Below are 17,741 nucleotides of genomic sequence, written 5' to 3'. Positions count from 1 at the left end.
TCGTGGCAGGACGCCGCTCAACTTGCAGTGCGCGCGAGTGATCAGTTCGCGGCAGCTTCCCGCTTGCGCGCGGCAGCGGCCTCGCGGTCCATCACGGCGCGGCAGCCGGGGCTGACATGGTGCTTGTTGCGGACCATGCAGGCAGTGACCCGGGAGATGCTGGGGATTTCGCTGGCGCACAGCCGCATGGCGTCGCCGGTGCACATCTGTTGCGCCTCGGAGGAGAAGGCGAGGCCGGGTGCGGCTTGAAGCACGGTGGCAGTTGCGGCAATGGCGGCGAGCGTGGCGATCTTCCCGATACTGTGGCTAAACATGTGAGATGCATCCCCAAGATTTTGGCGGTGTTGGCCGCTTGTGTATTGGAGGCGCCGCACGCGGCTTGCACTGCCGCACGTCAGATCCAACACGCGGGGAGATGCCCCCGGTGTGGTTGCTCGATTACGCTTGAGATTTCGAATCGAAAGTGCTGCGCCGCCCCGATTCGATTATGCGCGAATGCCGCGAAGCTTCAATGGTTCGCGTGAACGATTTCACGATTGTTGCGCGTTCGTCACGGCAATTCGCTCAGCATCGCCAGGTCTCCGACATGTGTTGCGCTCACATGCCGTGGCTCTCGAACACCTTGCGGCAGGGACGCGAGAGCTTGGCGCGGTTGGCCTGCAGGCAGGACTGGACCGCGCTGTCATTGCCGAGCTCCTTGCGGCACAGGCGCGAGGCGTCGCGCGAGCAGGCCTGCTGCTCCCCTTGGGTTCCGGCATGGCCTTGTGCGAACGCCGGCAGGCCAGAGAAGCCGATTGCGGTGAGCATGATCGTCGCCAGGAAAAGGGTCATCCAACGCATGGCCAAATCCAATCTCCGGAAAGGACAGACACGAGGGCCGTTCACAGAACCCATCGGCCTGCCACTTGTTCCCCGGGCTTCGACCCGGCTATCCAAGCTTCTCAAGGCGCTGCTATAACGGGGGCGGGTCTTGAGGTGAGGGGTGCTTGATGAAACGCTATCTGGTTTTTGCGCTGGTGGGCCCGTTTGTCGGTGGATTCCTGCTGCTGCTGACGACGACCTACCAGTCCGGCTATTGGGCCCAGACCAATTGGGGCGAGGTCGGCAAGCTGTTCGTGGTGTTCTTCAAGACCCTGCAATACAGCTATTTGTTCGGCTTCCTGCCGTCGCTGATGATCGGCGCGGTCGACGACATCCTGTTTCACGTCAAGCGCATCGGCCCGGTGCTGCGGATGCTGCTGGTCGGCCTGTTCGCCTTCGTCCTCGCCGCCATCACCTATGGCTCGCGCGGGGCAGATACCGGCGCGGTGCAATGGGTCCTCTACGGCCTCGTCGGTTTCGTGCCGAGCGTGATTTCGTCCTGGCTCGTACATAAATATGTCGAGGAGCCGCAGCCGGCTCCGGCGCCGACCTGAGGGCAGGGGGCGGCGTTTGGGCGCGGCGCAGCAACCGAAGCGGCGCATGCGCGTTTGCCCCAGGCGATGACGCTCAAGCGATGGTTTTGCCTCAAGCGATGACGATGTCTGACGACGATATTCTTGCAACGCGCCGTGCCCATTCGCGGAGGACCTCGCGCGCAGACTTCTCGGGCGATGAGGCGCGCGGGCCGATCATCGATCAGGACGGCCGCGAGATCCGTCCCGAGACGCTTGGAGAGGGCTTTCGCGAATTCGCTTTCGAGTTCGGTAGCACCAATCCCTTCGGCAAGCTGACGCGCGAGCAGCGGCTGGCGCGGCTCGAGGCGATCGCAAAGCTGCTCGACGTCGCCTTCATCCTGCCTGGCACCAAGATCCGCTACGGCATCGACGGCCTGATCGGCCTGATCCCTGTCATCGGCGACATCATCACCACCGCGATCTCGTTGTGGCTGGTGCGCGAGGCCCGCGCGCTGGGCGCGCCCTGGTACATCACGGCGCGGATGCTCGGCAATGTCGCGGTCGACGGTGTGGTCGGCATGGTGCCGTTCGCAGGCGATGCCTTCGATGTCATGTTTCGCGCCAACATGCGTAACGTCCGCCTGTTGCGCCGCTGGCTGGACAAGCAGCCGCGCTTGTAAGGCGAGCGCGGACCCTTCGCCTCTCCCGCGTGCGGTCCGCAAGAACGGGGAGAGGGAGAGATCAAGACGCGAAAAGCGCGGTAACCTTTCGGCTACCGCGCTCATTGCGCATCGGGGGATGAGAAAAGCTTACGCCGCGTCGGCGTCGGTGTTCGCGGCCGGCTTGCGGCGGCGCGGCAGCGGAAACGCCTCGCTCTCATAGAGCGAGCGGATGCCGTTCTGGTCGAAGCGAGCTTCCTCGACCTGGAGGTACGCGCCGTTCAGAGAATCCGTCGGCAATTCCTCGATCGCGAAGCGCACGGCTTCGGCCGCGGTGCCGAACCGCCGATAGGTGAAGCCCGCACGCTTCTTCTTGCGGATCGCAGCGGGGAAAAGCTCGGCGGAGGTATTGAAGTTGAACGGACGCAGTGGACGCATGGTCAAAGACCTCGTGATCTTCTTCGGTTTCGGGCGCGTGTGGGGTTTGTGAGCGCGGGCCGCAACCAGGCGGCCATGTCATTTTCGCCCTCTAATATAGGCCGATTTGACAAAAATGCGACCCCCGCGAACGGAGATGATGAATCCGCGCATGGCAGCCCCGCAACGGAGATAAGTTTAATAAATTCAATGGCTTGAGTGGTTTACAGCTTGCCAAGAAGCAGCAGCACGATCAGCACCACCAGGACCACGCCGCCGAGCCCCATGCCGGAATGGCCCATGCCATAGCCATAGCCGCCAAACCGGCCGGACATGCCGCCCAGCAGGTAGATGATGACAAGGATGATCAGGATGGTTCCGAGGGTCATGGCGTCCTCCCTGACGGCCGCCGGAATGCCCTGTCCGCCCGCGCCCGTCAGAAGAGAAAAGCACATCCGGCCGCCGGGTTCCACGCCGGAACCCGGCTCTTGCAGGTCATCTTGGCTTGAGCTTCAGCGCCGCTGAATTGATGCAGTAGCGAAGGCCCGTCGGCGCCGGGCCGTCAGGGAAGACATGGCCGAGATGGCCGCTGCATTTGGAGCACAGCACCTCGGTGCGAACCATGCCGTGACTTTGGTCCGTCTCCTCGTCGATATGGCTCTCGACCGCCGGCTGGGTGAAGCTCGGCCAGCCGCAGCCGGAATCGAACTTGGCGTCGGATTCGAACAGCACGTTGCCGCAGCCGGCGCAGACGTAGGTGCCGGCGCGGTGGTCGTGCTCGTACTCGCCCGAGAAGGGACGCTCGGTCGCCTTCTCGCGGAGCACCGCATACTGCATCGGCGTGAGCTCGCGCCGCCACTGCTCCTCGCTCTTGGCGACCTTGGTTTCGTTCGTGGGTGTCTTGGTGTCGGGCATGGATCTCCCGTTCAGCTAATGACTTTGCAATCAGTTGGTGACCTTGCCGGCGCTGACCAGCGTCGGCTTCTCGATATAGTTATCCGCGAACAGCCTTTTCAGGTTCTCGACCTTCGGGATATCGTTGTAGGCGATGTAAGGCTGGTTCGGGTGCAGCGTCAGATAGTCCTGGTGATAGCCTTCCGCCGCATAGAACGCGTCCAGCGCGCCGACCTTGGTCACGATCGGCTTGCTGAAGACCTTGGCTGCGTTGAGCTGGGCGATATAGGCGTCCGCGATCTTCTTTTGCTCGTCGGAGGTGGTGAAGATTGCCGAGCGATATTGCGTGCCGGTGTCGGGTCCCTGGCGGTTGAGCTGGGTCGGATCGTGCACGACCGAGAAGAAGATCTGGAGGATCTTGCCGTACGAGATCTTCTTCGGATCGTATTTGATCTCGACCGATTCCGCGTGGCCCGTCGTGCCCGACGAGACCGTGTGATAGTCGGCCGTCGCCTTGGTGCCGCCGGCATAGCCGGAGACCGCGTTGACGACGCCGGTGGTGTGCTGGAACACGCCCTGCACGCCCCAGAAGCAGCCGCCGGCGACGACCGCGGTCTGGATACCGCTTGCGGGCGCCGCGTCGACAGCGGGGGCGGGGATCACCACCGCGTCTTCCGCCGCCCGTGACGGCGTGGCGAAGGCCAGCGCCAGCGCGGCGGTGGCGGCGAGGAGGGGGAGGGAATGGAAGGCGGGTCGGCTCATGGCGGATCCTCGTTCGGTCGATGCGACAGTCTAGGGTGGTTGGGGCCGGGCGAACAGCCCGCCAGGCCCCGCATGCGGGCCTGCCCAAGATACGGGCGGACGGGCCGGATGTTACGCGCTGGCGGACACGAGCCCGTGAAGAAGGCATGCTAGCGTCGCCGGAACGGGGAAATCGGACCGGGATGAACCCCTTCGTTGGATGACCGACATAGAAAATGAGTGGCGCTGGAGCTTGTTCGACGAAAATGTTGCGCGTTGTTTCTTTGATCGTTCTCATCCTGCTGTCATCTGCGCCGGTCGTCCTGGCCGACCCTCAGCTCGGCGATGATCTCGAGACCTGCCGCGAGCGAAAGCTGGATCTGCCGACGCGGTTCACGGCCTGCGAAAAGCTGCTCGGTTCGGACCGCGTGACCGGGAAGGACAAGTCCATCGCGCTGATCGTGCGGGGCTTCTCGCTGCTGAACAAGCGCGACTTCGATCACGCCCTCGAAGCCTTTGCCGCGGCGCGCGACGCCGATCCCGACAACATGCTCGCGCTCGACGGCCAGGCCCAGGCGCATCAGCGCAAGGGCCAGGACGATCTGGCGATGGCTGACTACAACCTCGCCCTCCAGAAGCGCCCCAACTATGGCGGCGCCTATAATGACCGCGGCACGCTGTACTTGCGCAAGGGCGCGCTCCAGAGCGCGCTCGACGATTTCAATCTCGCGATCAAATACACGCCCAATCTGCTGGTCGGTCACACCAACCGCGCGCGGACGCGGACCTTCATGAAGAATTATGACGGCGCGCTCGCGGACTTTGCCGACGCGCAGAAGATCGATCCGAATGCGCTGCAAATTCCCAACCATCGCTGCGTGACCTTTGCCGCGATGCGGCGCTTCGACGAGGCGCTCGCTGACTGCAACAACATCCTGGAGAAGCAGCCGAAGAACCAGTATGCGCTCGCCAACCGCGCCGATGCCTACCTCGCCAAGGGCGACCTCGACTCCGCGCTGAAGGACTACAACGCCATCCTCGAGATGAATCCGAACAACGTCCGCGCCCATGCCGGCCGCGGCCAGGTGTTCGAGCGCAAGCAGGATCTCGCGCAGGCGCGTGCCGACTACCGCGCCGCCGCCTTCGCGCTCACCCCGTTCGACGAGATCGAAGTCGCGATGGCGCGCACCGGCGCGCGGGGCCGCCTGGCCGTGCTCGAGCCCAAGACGCCGTCGACGCGCTCGACGCTGCGCCGTGTGGCGCTGGTGATCGGCAACGGCGCCTACCGCAACGTTCATGCGCTCGCCAATCCGCCGCGCGACGCCAAGTTGGTCGCCGGCGCGCTACGTGACGTCGGCTTCCAGACCGTCACGATCTCGACTGATCTTTCCCGGGACCAGTTCTTCGAGACGCTGCGCACCTTCGCAGCGGATGCGGAGAAGGCCGATTGGGCCGTGGTCTATTATGCCGGCCATGGCTTCGAGATCGGCGGCGTGAATTACCTGGTGCCGGTCGACGCAAGGCTTGCAATCGACAAGGACGCCGAGACCGAAGCGGTGGCGCTGGAGCAGGTGATCGCGGCGGTTGGTGGCGCGCACAAGCTGCGGCTCGTCATCCTCGATGCCTGTCGCGACAATCCCTTCGCGCCAACCATGCAGCACACGCTGGCGCTCAAGCTGGTCGACAAGGGTTTTTCCAACATCGAGCCCAGCGTCGGCTTCATGGTGGTCTACGCCGCCAAGCACGGCGAGACCGCGATGGACGGCGACGGTAACGACAGCCCGTTCGCGCTCGCGCTCGCCCGCGACGTGCGGCAGCCGAACGTCGAGGTCCGCAAGCTGTTCGACATCGTCCGCGACGACGTCTGGCTCCAGACCAAGCACGGCCAGCAACCCTTCACCTACGGCTCGCCGCCGGGCAGCGAGGATTTCTACTTCGTGGCGGGGAAGTGATCGCGCGATTTGCGGAACACCGGCGCCACACATTCGGTGTCGTCCCGGCGAAGGCCGGGACCCATACCCCCAGGGAGGTGTTGTCGCGCGATCAGCTAACCACGAGTCTTCGCCAAACTACTCCCTGTGGCTATGGATCCCGGATCTGCGCTTCGCTTGTCCGGGATGACGAACGGAGGTTAAGGCTGCGGCGTCGCCCGGGTCCCGCCGATCACACCACCACGCTGAGCCGCTTCGCCGCGCGCGTGATGCCGGTGTACAGCCACCTCGCGCGGCTGTCCTGGAACGCAAAGCTCTCGTCGAACAGCACGACGTCGTCCCATTGCGAGCCCTGCGACTTGTGCACGGTCAGCACGTAGCCGTAGTCGAACTCGTCATAGGGCTTGCGCTGCTCCCAGGCGATCTGCTCGACCCCGCCCTCGAAACAGTCGGCGCGCACCGAGACCTTCGTGACCTTGTGACCGAAGTCCTCGTCCGGCGACAGCCGCATGCTGAGGATGCGCGACTTCGAGCGCGAGGTGTTGCGCGACTTGACGCGCCACAGGCCGCCGTTGAACAGGCCCTTCTTGCGGTTGTTGCGCAGGCACACCAGCTTGTCGCCGGCGACTGGAAACTGGTCCTCGATGTTCTGGCGCTGGCGCACGCGCATGTTGTAGGCGCGGCGGGTGTTGTTGCGGCCGACCAGGATCTGGTCGGCGCTCATGACGCGGTCAGGATCGAGCTCCTTGCGCGAGACCACCTCGCTCTCGCCATAGCGGCCGATTTCGAGCTCGCGGCCCTCGCGGATGTCCATCGACATCCGCACGATCGGATCGTCCTGCGCCTGGCGATGCACCTCGGTCAGCATCGCGTCGGGCTCGGTATTGGTGAAAAAGCCGCCGCCCTGGATCGGCGGCAACTGTGCGGGGTCTCCGAGCACGAGCAGCGGGCAGTCGAACGACATCAAGTCGCGGCCCAATTCGGCATCAACCATCGAGCATTCGTCGATCACGATCAGCTTCGCCTTCGAGGCCGGCGCATCGTCCCACAGCTCGAAGCTCGGCTGTTCCTCGCCGGATTCACGGGCGCGGTAGATCAGGGAATGGATGGTGGAGGCGTTGTCGCAACCCTTGTTGCGCATGACGAGCGCGGCCTTGCCGGTGAAGGCGGCAAACTTGACCTCGCCATCGACGCCGTCCGCGATGTGCCGCGCCAGCGTGGTCTTGCCGGTTCCGGCAAAGCCGAACAGGCGGAAGATCGGCGGCGTGCCGTTGCGGCCTGGCTTTGCCTTGAGCCAGTCGGCGACGGCCTTGAGGGCGGCATCCTGATGCGGGGTAAATGTCGGCATTTTCGTCTTGAGGGAGGGCGAAAATGATCGATTCGCCGATCCTCAAAACTAACCATTCCCCCCGCCGGTTCAAGCGGTGGCGCCGGCCCTATTGCCAGCCGGGAACGCCGCGCATGTCGGGCAGGTGGTGGGCGATGCCCTTGTGGCAGTCGATGCAGGTCTTCTCGCCCGTGAACAGGAAGCGCTGATGCGCGACGGAGGCCCGCGGCGACTGCTTGGTGATGTCCATGGAATCGGCGCTGTGGCAGTTGCGGCATTCCAGGGAGTCGTTGGCCTTGAAGCGGGCCCATTCATGCGCCGCGAGCTCGAGCCGGTGGTCGGTGAATTTCTCGCGGGTGTCGATCGTGCCGAAAATCTTGCCCCAGACTTCCTTGGAGGCCTGCATCTTGCGCGCGATCTTGTCGGTCCAGTTGTGCGGGACGTGGCAGTCCGGGCAGGTCGCGCGCACGCCGGAGCGGTTGCTGAAATGGATGGTCGACTTCAGCTCGGCGAACACGTTGTCGCGCATCTCATGGCAACCGGTGCAGAATTTTTCGGTGTTGGTCAGCTCCAGCGCGGTGTTGAAGCCGCCCCAGAAGATGACGCCGGCCACGAAGCCCGCGAGCACCAGCGTGCCCAATGCGAACACCGTGCTCGGCCGCGTCAGCACGCCCCAGAGCTCGAGCGCGAAATCCCAGCTTCGGGCGAGCAAGCCGCGCTTGGCCTTGGGGTCTAAATTGGGGTCATCGGCGGTCGTCGTCATCGGCGGCCACCCGGGCTTGAACGCGAGAGCAGCGTGTCGATGTCGGTGAAGTCGTTGCTGACAGGCGGAGTGGCGGTGTTCTGCGGCACGTGGCATTCCGTGCAGAAGAAGCGCCGCGGCGAGATCGAGGCCAGGAACTGGCCGTCACGGTCCATGAAATGCGTGATCGAGACCATCGGCGCCTGCGATTCCGCCGTGCGCGAGCGCGCATGGCAGGACAGGCATTTGTTGCTGTTGAGGTCGATCTGGTAGCCGTCGATCGAATGCGGGATCACCGGCGGCTGCTCCGGATAGTTGCGCGACTCCCTCTCGGAGGTGTTGCGGTTCGGCAGCATCGGCGGCGCCGGCCCTTCGTCGTTGAGCGGGGTCGGCCCGCGCAGGCCCGAGGTTACCGTCTGCGCGGTCAGCGAACTCGCGCCCGCGGCAATAGCGAGCGCCAGAAGGACGATTCCGGATCGTTTCGTCATGGTCACACCCGCTCGACGCGCACGGCGCATTTCTTGAAGTCGGTTTGCAGCGAGATCGGATCGGTGGCGTCCAGCGTCACCTTGTTGATCAGCTTGGACTCGTCGAACCAGGGCACGAACACCAGCCCGCGCGGCGGCCGGTCTCGGCCGCGCGTCTCGACGCGAGCACGGATGTAGCCGCGGCGGGACACGACCTTCACCTCGTCGCCGCGGCGCAGCTTTGCGTCCTGCGCGTCGTCGGGGTGCATGAAGCAGACGGCCTCGGGGAAGGCCTTGTAGAGCTCCGGCACGCGGCGTGTCATGGTGCCGGAATGCCAGTGCTCCAGCACGCGGCCGGTCGAGAGCCAATACGGATAGTCATTGTCGGGCGATTCCGCCGCCGGCTCGAAAGGCAGCGCGAAGATCCGCGCCTTGCCGTCGGGATAGCCGTAGAACTGCACGTCCGCGCCCTGTCTCACATAGGGATCGCTGCCCTCGCGGAAACGCCACTTGGTTTCCTGGCCGTTGACGACGGGCCAGCGCAGGCCGCGCTCGCGGTGATAGGCTTCAAATGGCGCGAGGTCGTGACCATGGCCGCGGCCGAACGCGGCATATTCCTCGAAAAGGCCTTTCTGAACGTAGAAGCCGAACGCCTTGGATTCGTCGTTCGCGTAGCCTTCCTCGATCTCCGAGGTCGGAAACTTGTCGACTTGCCCGTTCTTGTACAGCACGTCGAACAGCGTCTTGCCGCGATATTCCGGCTTCTTGGCGAGCAGCTCCTCGGGCCATACTTCCTCGATCTTGAAGCGCTTGGAGAACTCCATGAGCTGCCAGAGATCGGATTTGGATGCGCCCGGCGCCGTGACGAGCTGGTGCCAGAACTGCGTGCGACGCTCGGCATTGCCATAGGCGCCTTCCTTCTCCACCCACATCGCGGTCGGCAGGATCAGGTCGGCGGCGAGCGCCGTCACGGTCGGATAGGCATCCGAAACCACGATGAAATTGTCGGGGTTGCGGAAGCCTGGATAAGTCTCCTCGTTGATGTTGGGCCCCGCTTGCAGGTTGTTGTTGACCTGCACCCAGTAGGCATTGAGCAGGCCGTCCTTCAGCATCCGGCTTTGCAGCACGGCGTGATAGCCGGGCTTGTCGGGAATCGTGCCCTCCGGCAACAGCCAGATGTGCTCGGTCTTGTCGCGATGCTCCTTGTTGGTGACGACCATGTCGGCCGGCAGGCGGTGCGAGAAGGTGCCGACCTCGCGCGCTGTGCCGCAGGCCGAGGGCTGGCCGGTCAGCGAGAACGGGCTGTTGCCGGCCGACGCGATCTTTCCGGTCAACAGATGGATGTTGTAGACGAGGTTGTTGCACCAGACGCCGCGGGTGTGCTGGTTGAAGCCCATGGTCCAGAACGAGACGACTTTGGTCTTCGGATCTGCGTAGAGCTCGGCCAGCGCCTCCAGCCGGTTGAGCGGCACGCCGGACATCTTTGCGGCCTTCTCTAGCGTGTAGTCCGACACGAACTTTGCGAACTCGTCGTAGCTCATGTCGGTGGAATCGTTGGCCTTGGCCGCGCCGGTTGCCTTCTTCTGAAGCGGGTGTTCGGGCCGAAGGCCGTAGCCGATGTCGGTCTGGCCGCGCTTGAACACGGTATGCGCGGCGACGAAATCCTTGTTGACGCGCCCGGTCTTGATGATGTGGTTGGCGATCGCGTTGAGAATATAGAGATCGGTCTGCGGCACGAACACCATGCCGATATCGGCAAGGTCGAACGAGCGGTGCTCGAAGGTCGAGAGCACGGCGACGCGGACATGCGGTGCGGAAAGGCGGCGGTCGGTCAGCCGCGTCCACAGGATCGGGTGCATCTCCGCCATGTTGGAGCCCCACAGCACGAAGGCGTCGGTGGCTTCGATGTCGTCATAGCAGCCGGCCGGTTCGTCGATGCCGAAGGTGCGCATCATGCCGGCCACCGCCGAGGCCATGCAGTGCCGCGCATTGGGGTCGATGTTGTTGGTGCGGAAGCCGGCCTTGAACAGTTTTGAGGCGGCGTAGCCTTCCCAGATCGTCCACTGACCGGAGCCAAACATGCCGACGCCGCTGGGCCCACGCTTCTTCAGCGCGTCCTTCCACTTCTCGGCCATGATGTCGAAGGCTTCGTCCCACGACACGGGCGTGAACTCGCCGTTCTTGTCGTACTTGCCATTCGTCTTGCGCAGCATCGGCTGGGTCAGGCGATCATGGCCGTACATGATCTTGGAGAGGAAGTAGCCCTTGACGCAGTTGAGGCCGCGATTGACCTCGGCCTTGATGTCGCCATGGGTCGCGACCACGCGGTTGTCCTTGGTCGCGACCATCACCGAGCAGCCGGTGCCGCAGAAGCGGCAGGCGGCTTTGTCCCATTTCAATTCGCTGACATCGCGCTCGGCGATGAGGTTGGCGGCGAGCGCCGGTGCCGGCATGCCCGCGGCGGCGGCTGCGATCGCAGCGGCCTCCAGCTTCAGCATCTGGCGGCGGTCGATCTTCGGTGAGGTCATAATGGTTCTCCCGGCGTGGGCGACGCGGTCTCAGGCAGTTTCGATGGCGTGAAACACGAGCGCCGCGGAATAGACGTGCGGCATGGATTGGATGTCGTTGAGCAGGGTGCCGAGGCTGCCGGCATCCGGCGCCTCGACCACGACGACGAGCTTGCCGCGCGCATCGCGACCGTGGATTTCGCAGCCAGGCAGCGCGGTGATGGCGGCCTCGAGCTCAGCGAGGCGCTCAGGTCGCGCCTGCACCAGAATGCTGGCGATTTCGCCTCCGGGCGGCGGGATGATGCGGTCGGCACTGAGCACCCGGCCGGTGATCAGTGCGCGGCGGTTGAGTGTGGCTTGGGCCATGATCTCGGTCTTTCGGCTTGCGGGGCTTCAATGTGGAGGAGGCGGGCCGGGGGGGCCTGCGAACATCTGGTAGATCCACACGGCGAGCCCGTAGCTGCCGACCGTTCCGACCGCGAGGGCGGGCATGACGACCGCGGTCAGGAACAGGAATGCGAAGATCTCCATGCGCTTGCGGCGCATGCGCCCAGTCGTGTCGTCAGGGGCCGACATATTCGGTCTCTCTGAAATTTGGAAATTGGACGGCTTCCGGGCCGTTGCCTTGCCGCACCATAGGTATCGGGCGGCAGATCGCCTTGATCTGAATCAACGGTTGGCGCCTGCGGGCACTTCGCCGCACGGCTGCGACGAGCGGGCAGGGAAGCCATCGGTTACTTTGCATGGGGTTGTTTTCGACAGTTTGCGCGTCGTGGGTCGTCTGCCTTCGCACAGACGATATCGGGTACCTGGCACACCCTGCGTCCGGTCAAAGACGTCCCGTCCGGCGGAATTGAGCCGCCATGGACAGCGCAGCCCCGCTCAATAAGATGCCCGCAACAAGAACAATCCAGGGAGAGGCGTCATGAAGTTCGGCATCTTCTATGAGCTGCAATTGCCGCGTCCGTGGGTGGCGGGCGACGAGCTCCGGCTCTACCAGAATGCCCTGACGCAGATGGAACTCGCCGATCGCCTCGGCTACGACCATGCCTGGGTGGTCGAGCATCATTTCCTCGAGGAATATTCGCACTCGCCGTCGCCGGAATCCTTTCTGGCTGCCGCGAGCCAGCGCACGCAACGGATCCGCCTCGGCCACGGCATCCTCCAGCTCACCACAAATCATCCCGCGCGCGTCGCCGAGCGCGTCGCGGTGCTCGATCTCCTCAGCAACGGCCGCTGCGAGTTCGGCATGGGCGAGAGCGCCTCGATCACCGAGCTCGAGCCGTTCGGCCGCGACATGGAGACCAAGAAGGAGATCTTCGAGGAGGCGGTGCGTGCGATCTTCCCGATGTTTCGGGATGGCGGCTGCGAGCATCACGGCAAATATTTCGACATGCCCCTGCGCAACGTCGTGCCGAAACCGGTGCAGAAGCCGCACCCGCCGCTGTGGATGGCCTGCTCGCAGCTTCCGACCATCGAGCGCGCTGGCCGCCACGGCTTTGGCGCGCTCGGCTTCCAGTTCGTCAGCGCGGACGCCGCACACGCCTGGGTGCATGCCTATTACAACGCGATGACCAAGCGGCTGCACAAATTGGCAGACTACGAGATCAATCCGAACATGGCGCTGGTGTCGTTCTTCATGTGCGCGAAGACGGACGAGGAGGCGCGTGCGCGGGCCGATGGCGCCACCTTCTTCCAGTTCGCGCTGCGCTTCTACGGCGCGTCGCAAAATCGCCAGCGGCCGGCACCCGGCACAGTCAATATGTGGGACGAGTACAACAAATGGAAGCGCGACAATCCGGAAGCGCAGGAAGCCGCGCTGCGCGGCGGCCTGATAGGCTCGCCGGAAACCATCCGGAAAAAGCTCCGGCGCTTCCGCACCTCCCATATCGACCAGGTGATCCTGCTCAACCAGGCCGGCAAGAACAGCCACGAGCATATCTGCGAGTCGCTGGACCTCTTCGCGCGCGAGGTGATGCCGGAGTTCCAGAACGATCCGGAGCAGGAGGCCTGGAAGCGGGCCGTGATGAGCGGCGAGATCGGGCTCGAGGAGATCGACACGCAGGCCTTCACCGACCGCTACGGCAAGCTCGCGATCAACGTGCCGTCGGCGAAGGTGGCGGTGGGGTAGGGCGTTCGAGCATCTCCGTTGCGGCCGCATGGGCCCCGGCTCAGCAGCGCACCGCTGAAGAAGCGCTGCGCAGCGTCCGGGTAACGAGACCAATTGCGAGGCACGTGTCCCGGACGCGCTGCAGCGCGTAGCGATGCGGCGCAGAGCCGGGACCCAGAAGCGGCTTGGCTGCCTTCCTCGATAGTTCCCTTGCTGCTATCCATCGCCGAAAGAACGCTTTGCGGAGGAAAACGATGCGGCCCCACGGTATGGCCTCGACTTCAGCGGCCGGCGACATCACCCCGGCGGTGCTCGCCATCGGCCGGCCCGACTTCGCGTCTGTCCTCATCGATACCCTGCGCCGGCAGGCCGGCGTCGGCCATTGCATGGTGTTTTCGCTGAGCCGGGCCGGTGCCGCACACTGCCTGCTCGACGTCGGCAACATCCCGACCGGCGGTGACCTTGGCGCGGCCTATGCTGGCCAGTTCCACGAATCCGATCCCAATCGCGATGCGCTGTTCGAAGGCGAGGGCGGTGCCCCGATCATGCTCCCGTTCTTCGCGCCGCGCATGTACGGCGCGCGCTACCGGAAAATCTTCTTCCTCGATTCCGGCATCGTCGACAAATGCGCCACCGCGATCTGGACCGGCGACACCTGCTTCTATGTCAATTTCTACCGCATCACGTCGCAGGGCCGCTTCGACGATGCCGAGCGTGCGCGGCTTCAAACAATCGCGCCTGCGATCGGCGCGAGCGTCGCCCGACACTTCCAGCAGGCCGCAACGCCCGACCAGAGCCTCGCCGCATTATTCGCCACACGCGCGCCGCTCTCCGCGCTGACGCCGCGTGAGCAGGAGGTTTGCCGCCGCATCCTCTCCGGCCTCAGCTCCGAGGCGATCTCGCAAGCCCTCGGCATCAGCCTGCATTCGACCCTGACCTACCGCAAGCGCGCCGATGAGCGGCTCGGAATTTCCTCGCAGAGCGAGCTGTTTGCGATCGTGCTGGGCTTGCTCTTGGAAACCATGGGTGACGGACGGGCTTATTGTCGGCTCATGGCCTGTCAAGAAGTTCGGCGTTAACCATCGCTGACGGTTCCAGTCTGAGCGAAGTCGCTTCGAAGTTTCTTAAAGTTTGCTGGGTACCGCTTCCAGGATGGTGACCTGGGAGAAGACATGAGTAAGCGGGCCAAACGTGGAAAGGCAGAGACGCTCGCACTACCAATGGCCGCGAGAGTTGCAATTGGCGCCGTGGCCGTCGCTGCATTGGGGTATAGTTTGCTGTCCCGCCCGGCGAGCGTGCAACCGGTACGGAAGTCGTCTGCACCACAAGCCCAGGCATCGTCAACGCCGGTTTACGTGGCAACTCCGGTTCATGCATCTGCGCCGGCTCCAGCTCCCGCTCCGATTCCGCCCCCGGCGCCTCTGGTCGAACCGCCAAAAGCCGCTGACGGTCCCGGAGCACTTGTTCGGCAAGTGGTTGACTACGCCAGCCGCCAGGCGCCGGGCACGGTGATCATCGATACCAAGAACACATTCCTTTATTTCGTTCTGAACGACGCGCACGCGATGCGCTACGGCATCGGTGTCGGCCGCGAGGGATTCGCATGGTCCGGTGAGCAGACTGTGGCTCGTAAAGCAGAATGGCCGGATTGGCATCCGCCTGCGGAGATGGTCTCGCGTCAGCCTTATCTGCCTCGGTTCATGGCAGGTGGCCCCGGCAACCCGCTCGGCGCTCGGGCGATGTATCTGGGTGAGACCGAATATAGAATTCACGGCACCAACAACCCCGATACGATCGGGAAGCGGGTTTCGTCCGGTTGTATCCGGCTGACCAATGAGGACGTCGTGGACCTCTATGAGCGGGTGAAAGTCGGAGCGAAAGTGATCGTGCTTCCGGCAACCGCTGCCCGTCGTCCATCCCAGGGAACGCCGGCCGACGCCGCTTTCCGATTGCCGGACCCGGCATCGCCGTCGAAGCGGCCCTTGGCGGCCAACGCGCAGATGCCGTCATCTGGACCGAAGATCGCCGAGGTTCAGTAACTCCAACGCCGCCCGTCCCTATCGCTAGGGACAGACGCCGGCGCCGGACTTCGCTAGTCTCCTGGACACGAGAATCCAGGGGAGACCGCCTTGAGCACCGCGCCGCGCATCGATATCGACCCGGCTTCGTTCTGGAGCGACCCCTATCCGATGCTTGCGAAGATGCGACGGGAGGCGCCGATCGCCTTCGTGCCGCAGCTCGGCTCGACGCTGCTCGTGAGCCGCGACGACATCTCGATCTCCGAGAAGCAGATCGACGTGTTCTCCTCGCACCAGCCCGAAGGGCTCATGAACAGGCTGATGGGCCACAACATGATGCGCAAGGACGGCGAGGCGCATCAGGTCGAGCGCCGCGCGGTGTTTCCCGCGGTCTCGCCCAGGACGGTGAAGGCGCACTGGACCGCGCAGTTCCAGGCCCATGCCGACCGCATCATCGATGACATCGAGCCGGGCGCGCGGATCGATTTCATGCGCGACTTCGCGCTGCCGTTTTCGGGCGAATGCCTGAAGTCGATCACGGGCCTCACCAATATTGGCTTTGCGGAGATGGATGCCTGGTCGCAAGGAATGATCGACGGCATCGCGAACTATGCCGGCGATCCCGCCGTGGAAGCGCGCTGCCATGCGGCGACCGCCGGCATCGATGCGGCGATCGACGACATGCTGCCGGTCATGCAGAAAAATCCGGACCAGAGTTTGTTAAGTGTGATGCTGGCGTCGGGCATGCCGATGCAGAGCATGCGCGCCAACGTCAAGCTCGCGATCTCCGGCGGTCAGAACGAGCCACGCAAGGCCATCGCCGGCACCGTCTGGGCGCTCCTGACCCATCCTGACCAGTTCCAGCTCGTCCGGCGCGGCGAGGTGTCCTGGCTCCAGGCGTTCGAGGAATATGCCCGCTGGATTTCGCCGATCGGCATGTCGCCACGCCGAATTGCAAAGCCGTGGACCATCCGCGACGTCTCGTTCGAGGTCAATGAGCGCGTGTTCCTGATGTTCGGCTCGGCCAATCGCGACGAGAAGCATTTTGAGCGTGCCGAGGAATTCGATCTGCGGCGCGACGTGTCGAAGAGCGTCGCCTTTGGTGCCGGCCCGCATTTCTGCGCCGGCGCCTGGGCTTCGCGCGCCATGATCGCCGACGTTGCCTTGCCGACCGTGTTCGCGAAGGCGAAGAATTTGCAGATCGCCGACGACGAGCCGGTGCGGATCGGCGGCTGGGCGTTTCGCGGTCTCTTGAACCTTCCGGTGAGGTGGAGGCACTAGCGCGTGAACAAGTGGCGCGGCTGGGTACGGCTTCACGTTCGCGTGCGGAAAAGTTCTCTCTGCATTTCCCTAGGCAATTGAAAGATTAATCACGCCCATTGCCGCAGACGCAGTGCGCGTGTCGCTATTTTTCAGGACGTCTCGACAGCTTTCGTAACTCGCACCATCATTCCCGCATCGCAATAGAATGCACGGCCGCACGCGGTCGGGAGTTGGGAATGCAGCGTCGGGACTTTCTGAAATTCTCTCTTGGAACAACGGCGCTGGCTGCGTTGTCATCGCGTGCAAGCGCACAAGGCGTGAAGGAAATTCGTGTCGGCTACCAGAAGAACGGCGTGCTGGTCATCACGCGCCAGCAGGCTGCGCTGGAAAAACATTTCGCGTCCCAGGGCATCGAGGTGAAATGGGTCGAGTTCTCCTCCGGCCCGCCGATGATGGAGGCGATGAACGTCGGCAGCGTCGACTACGGCGCGGTCGGCGATTCCCCGCCGGTGTTTGCCCAGGCCGCGGGCGCCGCGATCGTTTATGCGGCAGGCCAGCCGATCACCAACGGTCAGGGCATTTTGGTGCCCAAGGATTCACCGATCCGCTCGATCGCCGAGCTCAAGGGCAAGCGCATCGGCTTCACCAAGGGGTCCAGCGCACACAACATCGTCGTGCAAACGCTGGAGAAGGCAGCCCTGACCTATGCCGACATCACACCGGTCTATCTGACGCCGCCGGACGCCGGCCCCGCCTTTGCCAATGGCAGCATCGATGCTTGGGCGATCTGGGATCCTTATTTCGCAATCGGCGAGACCAAGCAGAACGGCCGCATCCTGATCAACGCGCGCGAGGTCACCAAGAGCAATTCCTTCTACATTGCCAACCGCGATTTCGCGAAGAACCATGGCCCGATCCTCAGCAGATCGTCGACGTGACGACGGCGACGGCGCGCTGGGCCGAGCAGCACCGCGATGAGGTTGCAAGATCGCTGGCCGCGGTGACCGGCATTCCTCTCGACATCCAGACCATTGCGGCCAATCGCTCGGCCTTCGTCGTCGGCCCCGTCACCGAGGACATTATCGCGACCCAGCAGGGTGTTGCCGATCGCTTTTACAAGCTCGGCCTGATTCCCAAGCCTATCGCGATCCGTGACATCGTCTGGCGCAGCACGGCGACCTGATCGTGCCGACAAATCTTCCGATTTCAAAGGGTTTGAACATGAGGCGTCTTATTCAACGCTTGGTCGCAGCCATTGCCCTGTCGATCGGCATCGTGGCGGCTGCGGT

The 17,741-nt window shown here is 63.9% G+C and carries 19 protein-coding genes and 1 pseudogene; 8 read left to right on the top strand and 12 right to left on the bottom strand.

The window, feature by feature from the left end; genetic code table 11:
• Positions 1 to 41: 41 nt before the first annotated feature.
• Together NLM33_RS20835 and NLM33_RS20830 are read right to left on the bottom strand one after the other, a co-directional pair.
• Complete coding sequence (locus NLM33_RS20835; protein ID WP_254098208.1) at positions 42 to 314, bottom strand: hypothetical protein; 273 nt, start codon at positions 312 to 314, stop codon at positions 42 to 44.
• 283 nt (positions 315 to 597) lie between these two features.
• Complete coding sequence (locus NLM33_RS20830) at positions 598 to 840, bottom strand: hypothetical protein (RefSeq protein WP_254098206.1); 243 nt, start codon at positions 838 to 840, stop codon at positions 598 to 600.
• A gap of 149 nt (positions 841 to 989) precedes the next feature.
• On the opposite strand from NLM33_RS20830, the gene NLM33_RS20825 reads away from it, so the two are divergent.
• On the top strand, positions 990 to 1,415 hold the full coding sequence (locus tag NLM33_RS20825) for a DUF5413 family protein (RefSeq protein WP_254098204.1): 426 nt from the start codon (positions 990 to 992) through the stop codon (positions 1,413 to 1,415).
• A 98-nt stretch (positions 1,416 to 1,513) separates the two neighbouring features.
• On the top strand, positions 1,514 to 2,056 hold the full coding sequence (locus NLM33_RS20820) for a DUF4112 domain-containing protein (protein WP_254098202.1): 543 nt from the start codon (positions 1,514 to 1,516) through the stop codon (positions 2,054 to 2,056).
• Positions 2,057 to 2,185: 129 nt separating this feature from the next.
• Here NLM33_RS20820 and NLM33_RS20815 read toward each other — a convergent pair whose 3' ends face one another.
• The 4 genes from NLM33_RS20815 to msrA form a co-directional block, all read right to left on the bottom strand.
• Entirely contained in the window at positions 2,186 to 2,473 is a 288-nt protein-coding gene (locus NLM33_RS20815) for a hypothetical protein (protein WP_027523175.1), read from the bottom strand.
• Positions 2,474 to 2,676: 203 nt separating this feature from the next.
• On the bottom strand, positions 2,677 to 2,841 hold the full coding sequence (locus NLM33_RS20810) for a DUF3309 family protein (RefSeq protein WP_254098200.1): 165 nt from the start codon (positions 2,839 to 2,841) through the stop codon (positions 2,677 to 2,679).
• A 106-nt stretch (positions 2,842 to 2,947) separates the two neighbouring features.
• Positions 2,948 to 3,367, bottom strand: coding sequence for a peptide-methionine (R)-S-oxide reductase MsrB (gene msrB, locus NLM33_RS20805; protein WP_254098198.1), 420 nt, complete (start codon positions 3,365 to 3,367; stop codon positions 2,948 to 2,950).
• A 30-nt stretch (positions 3,368 to 3,397) separates the two neighbouring features.
• The gene (gene msrA, locus NLM33_RS20800) at positions 3,398 to 4,108 is read right to left on the bottom strand and encodes a peptide-methionine (S)-S-oxide reductase MsrA (RefSeq protein ID WP_254098196.1); all 711 of its coding nucleotides are present in this window, start codon (positions 4,106 to 4,108) and stop codon (positions 3,398 to 3,400) included.
• Between the two features lie 245 nt (positions 4,109 to 4,353).
• On the opposite strand from msrA, the gene NLM33_RS20795 reads away from it, so the two are divergent.
• Positions 4,354 to 6,039 (top strand): caspase family protein, encoded by a 1,686-nt coding sequence (locus NLM33_RS20795; RefSeq protein WP_254098194.1) that lies wholly within the window; start codon positions 4,354 to 4,356, stop codon positions 6,037 to 6,039.
• A 211-nt stretch (positions 6,040 to 6,250) separates the two neighbouring features.
• Here the strand turns inward: NLM33_RS20795 and NLM33_RS20790 are convergent, their stop codons facing one another.
• From NLM33_RS20790 to napE, 6 genes are all read right to left on the bottom strand, one after another.
• Positions 6,251 to 7,366 carry an ATP-dependent RecD-like DNA helicase gene (locus NLM33_RS20790; RefSeq protein ID WP_254098192.1) on the bottom strand — a complete coding sequence of 372 codons (1,116 nt, stop codon included), beginning with the start codon at positions 7,364 to 7,366 and terminating at the stop codon, positions 6,251 to 6,253.
• Positions 7,367 to 7,454: 88 nt separating this feature from the next.
• Positions 7,455 to 8,108: a NapC/NirT family cytochrome c gene (locus NLM33_RS20785; protein WP_254098190.1), complete on the bottom strand. Its 654-nt coding sequence runs from the start codon at positions 8,106 to 8,108 to the stop codon at positions 7,455 to 7,457.
• Entirely contained in the window at positions 8,105 to 8,575 is a 471-nt protein-coding gene (locus NLM33_RS20780; protein WP_254098188.1) for a nitrate reductase cytochrome c-type subunit, read from the bottom strand. Before NLM33_RS20780 ends, NLM33_RS20785 begins: the two co-directional genes overlap by 4 nt.
• A 2-nt stretch (positions 8,576 to 8,577) precedes the next feature.
• Positions 8,578 to 11,082: a nitrate reductase catalytic subunit NapA gene (napA, locus tag NLM33_RS20775; protein ID WP_254098187.1), complete on the bottom strand. Its 2,505-nt coding sequence runs from the start codon at positions 11,080 to 11,082 to the stop codon at positions 8,578 to 8,580.
• 30 nt (positions 11,083 to 11,112) lie between these two features.
• Positions 11,113 to 11,427 carry a chaperone NapD gene (locus NLM33_RS20770; protein ID WP_254098186.1) on the bottom strand — a complete coding sequence of 105 codons (315 nt, stop codon included), beginning with the start codon at positions 11,425 to 11,427 and terminating at the stop codon, positions 11,113 to 11,115.
• 27 nt (positions 11,428 to 11,454) lie between these two features.
• A complete protein-coding gene (gene napE / locus NLM33_RS20765) occupies positions 11,455 to 11,637 on the bottom strand; it encodes a periplasmic nitrate reductase, NapE protein (protein ID WP_254098185.1) in 183 nt (60 codons plus the stop codon).
• 349 nt (positions 11,638 to 11,986) lie between these two features.
• Here napE and NLM33_RS20760 point away from each other — a divergent pair, with 349 nt between their 5' ends.
• The 5 genes and pseudogenes from NLM33_RS20760 to NLM33_RS20740 all read left to right on the top strand — a co-directional run bounded on the left by NLM33_RS20760 (position 11,987) and on the right by NLM33_RS20740 (position 17,635).
• Positions 11,987 to 13,192 (top strand): LLM class flavin-dependent oxidoreductase, encoded by a 1,206-nt coding sequence (locus tag NLM33_RS20760; RefSeq protein ID WP_254098178.1) that lies wholly within the window; start codon positions 11,987 to 11,989, stop codon positions 13,190 to 13,192.
• 233 nt (positions 13,193 to 13,425) lie between these two features.
• Positions 13,426 to 14,250: a helix-turn-helix transcriptional regulator gene (locus NLM33_RS20755; RefSeq protein WP_254098176.1), complete on the top strand. Its 825-nt coding sequence runs from the start codon at positions 13,426 to 13,428 to the stop codon at positions 14,248 to 14,250.
• Positions 14,251 to 14,343: 93 nt separating this feature from the next.
• The gene (locus NLM33_RS20750) at positions 14,344 to 15,210 is read left to right on the top strand and encodes a L,D-transpeptidase (protein WP_254098174.1); all 867 of its coding nucleotides are present in this window, start codon (positions 14,344 to 14,346) and stop codon (positions 15,208 to 15,210) included.
• A gap of 90 nt (positions 15,211 to 15,300) precedes the next feature.
• A complete protein-coding gene (locus NLM33_RS20745) occupies positions 15,301 to 16,470 on the top strand; it encodes a cytochrome P450 (protein ID WP_254098172.1) in 1,170 nt (389 codons plus the stop codon).
• Between the two features lie 218 nt (positions 16,471 to 16,688).
• Positions 16,689 to 17,635: pseudogene (locus NLM33_RS20740) on the top strand (aliphatic sulfonate ABC transporter substrate-binding protein).
• Positions 17,636 to 17,741 lie beyond the last annotated feature (106 nt).

It is taken from the genome of Bradyrhizobium sp. CCGUVB1N3 (assembly GCF_024199925.1).
In the GTDB taxonomy this organism is placed as follows: Bacteria; Pseudomonadota; Alphaproteobacteria; order Rhizobiales; family Xanthobacteraceae; genus Bradyrhizobium.
Note: the sequence above shows the minus strand (reverse complement) of the source record. Positions and strands in the feature narration are given on the sequence as shown.

Coding starts and splice junctions, on each gene's coding strand:
- NLM33_RS20835 (WP_254098208.1), bottom strand. CDS start 314: ATGTTTAGCCACAGTATCGGGAAGATCGCCACGCTCGCCGCCATTGCC.
- NLM33_RS20830 (WP_254098206.1), bottom strand. CDS start 840: ATGCGTTGGATGACCCTTTTCCTGGCGACGATCATGCTCACCGCAATC.
- NLM33_RS20825 (WP_254098204.1), top strand. CDS start 990: ATGAAACGCTATCTGGTTTTTGCGCTGGTGGGCCCGTTTGTCGGTGGA.
- NLM33_RS20820 (WP_254098202.1), top strand. CDS start 1,514: ATGACGATGTCTGACGACGATATTCTTGCAACGCGCCGTGCCCATTCG.
- NLM33_RS20815 (WP_027523175.1), bottom strand. CDS start 2,473: ATGCGTCCACTGCGTCCGTTCAACTTCAATACCTCCGCCGAGCTTTTC.
- NLM33_RS20810 (WP_254098200.1), bottom strand. CDS start 2,841: ATGACCCTCGGAACCATCCTGATCATCCTTGTCATCATCTACCTGCTG.
- msrB (WP_254098198.1), bottom strand. CDS start 3,367: ATGCCCGACACCAAGACACCCACGAACGAAACCAAGGTCGCCAAGAGC.
- msrA (WP_254098196.1), bottom strand. CDS start 4,108: ATGAGCCGACCCGCCTTCCATTCCCTCCCCCTCCTCGCCGCCACCGCC.
- NLM33_RS20795 (WP_254098194.1), top strand. CDS start 4,354: ATGTTGCGCGTTGTTTCTTTGATCGTTCTCATCCTGCTGTCATCTGCG.
- NLM33_RS20790 (WP_254098192.1), bottom strand. CDS start 7,366: ATGCCGACATTTACCCCGCATCAGGATGCCGCCCTCAAGGCCGTCGCC.
- NLM33_RS20785 (WP_254098190.1), bottom strand. CDS start 8,108: ATGACGACGACCGCCGATGACCCCAATTTAGACCCCAAGGCCAAGCGC.
- NLM33_RS20780 (WP_254098188.1), bottom strand. CDS start 8,575: ATGACGAAACGATCCGGAATCGTCCTTCTGGCGCTCGCTATTGCCGCG.
- napA (WP_254098187.1), bottom strand. CDS start 11,082: ATGACCTCACCGAAGATCGACCGCCGCCAGATGCTGAAGCTGGAGGCC.
- NLM33_RS20770 (WP_254098186.1), bottom strand. CDS start 11,427: ATGGCCCAAGCCACACTCAACCGCCGCGCACTGATCACCGGCCGGGTG.
- napE (WP_254098185.1), bottom strand. CDS start 11,637: ATGTCGGCCCCTGACGACACGACTGGGCGCATGCGCCGCAAGCGCATG.
- NLM33_RS20760 (WP_254098178.1), top strand. CDS start 11,987: ATGAAGTTCGGCATCTTCTATGAGCTGCAATTGCCGCGTCCGTGGGTG.
- NLM33_RS20755 (WP_254098176.1), top strand. CDS start 13,426: ATGCGGCCCCACGGTATGGCCTCGACTTCAGCGGCCGGCGACATCACC.
- NLM33_RS20750 (WP_254098174.1), top strand. CDS start 14,344: ATGAGTAAGCGGGCCAAACGTGGAAAGGCAGAGACGCTCGCACTACCA.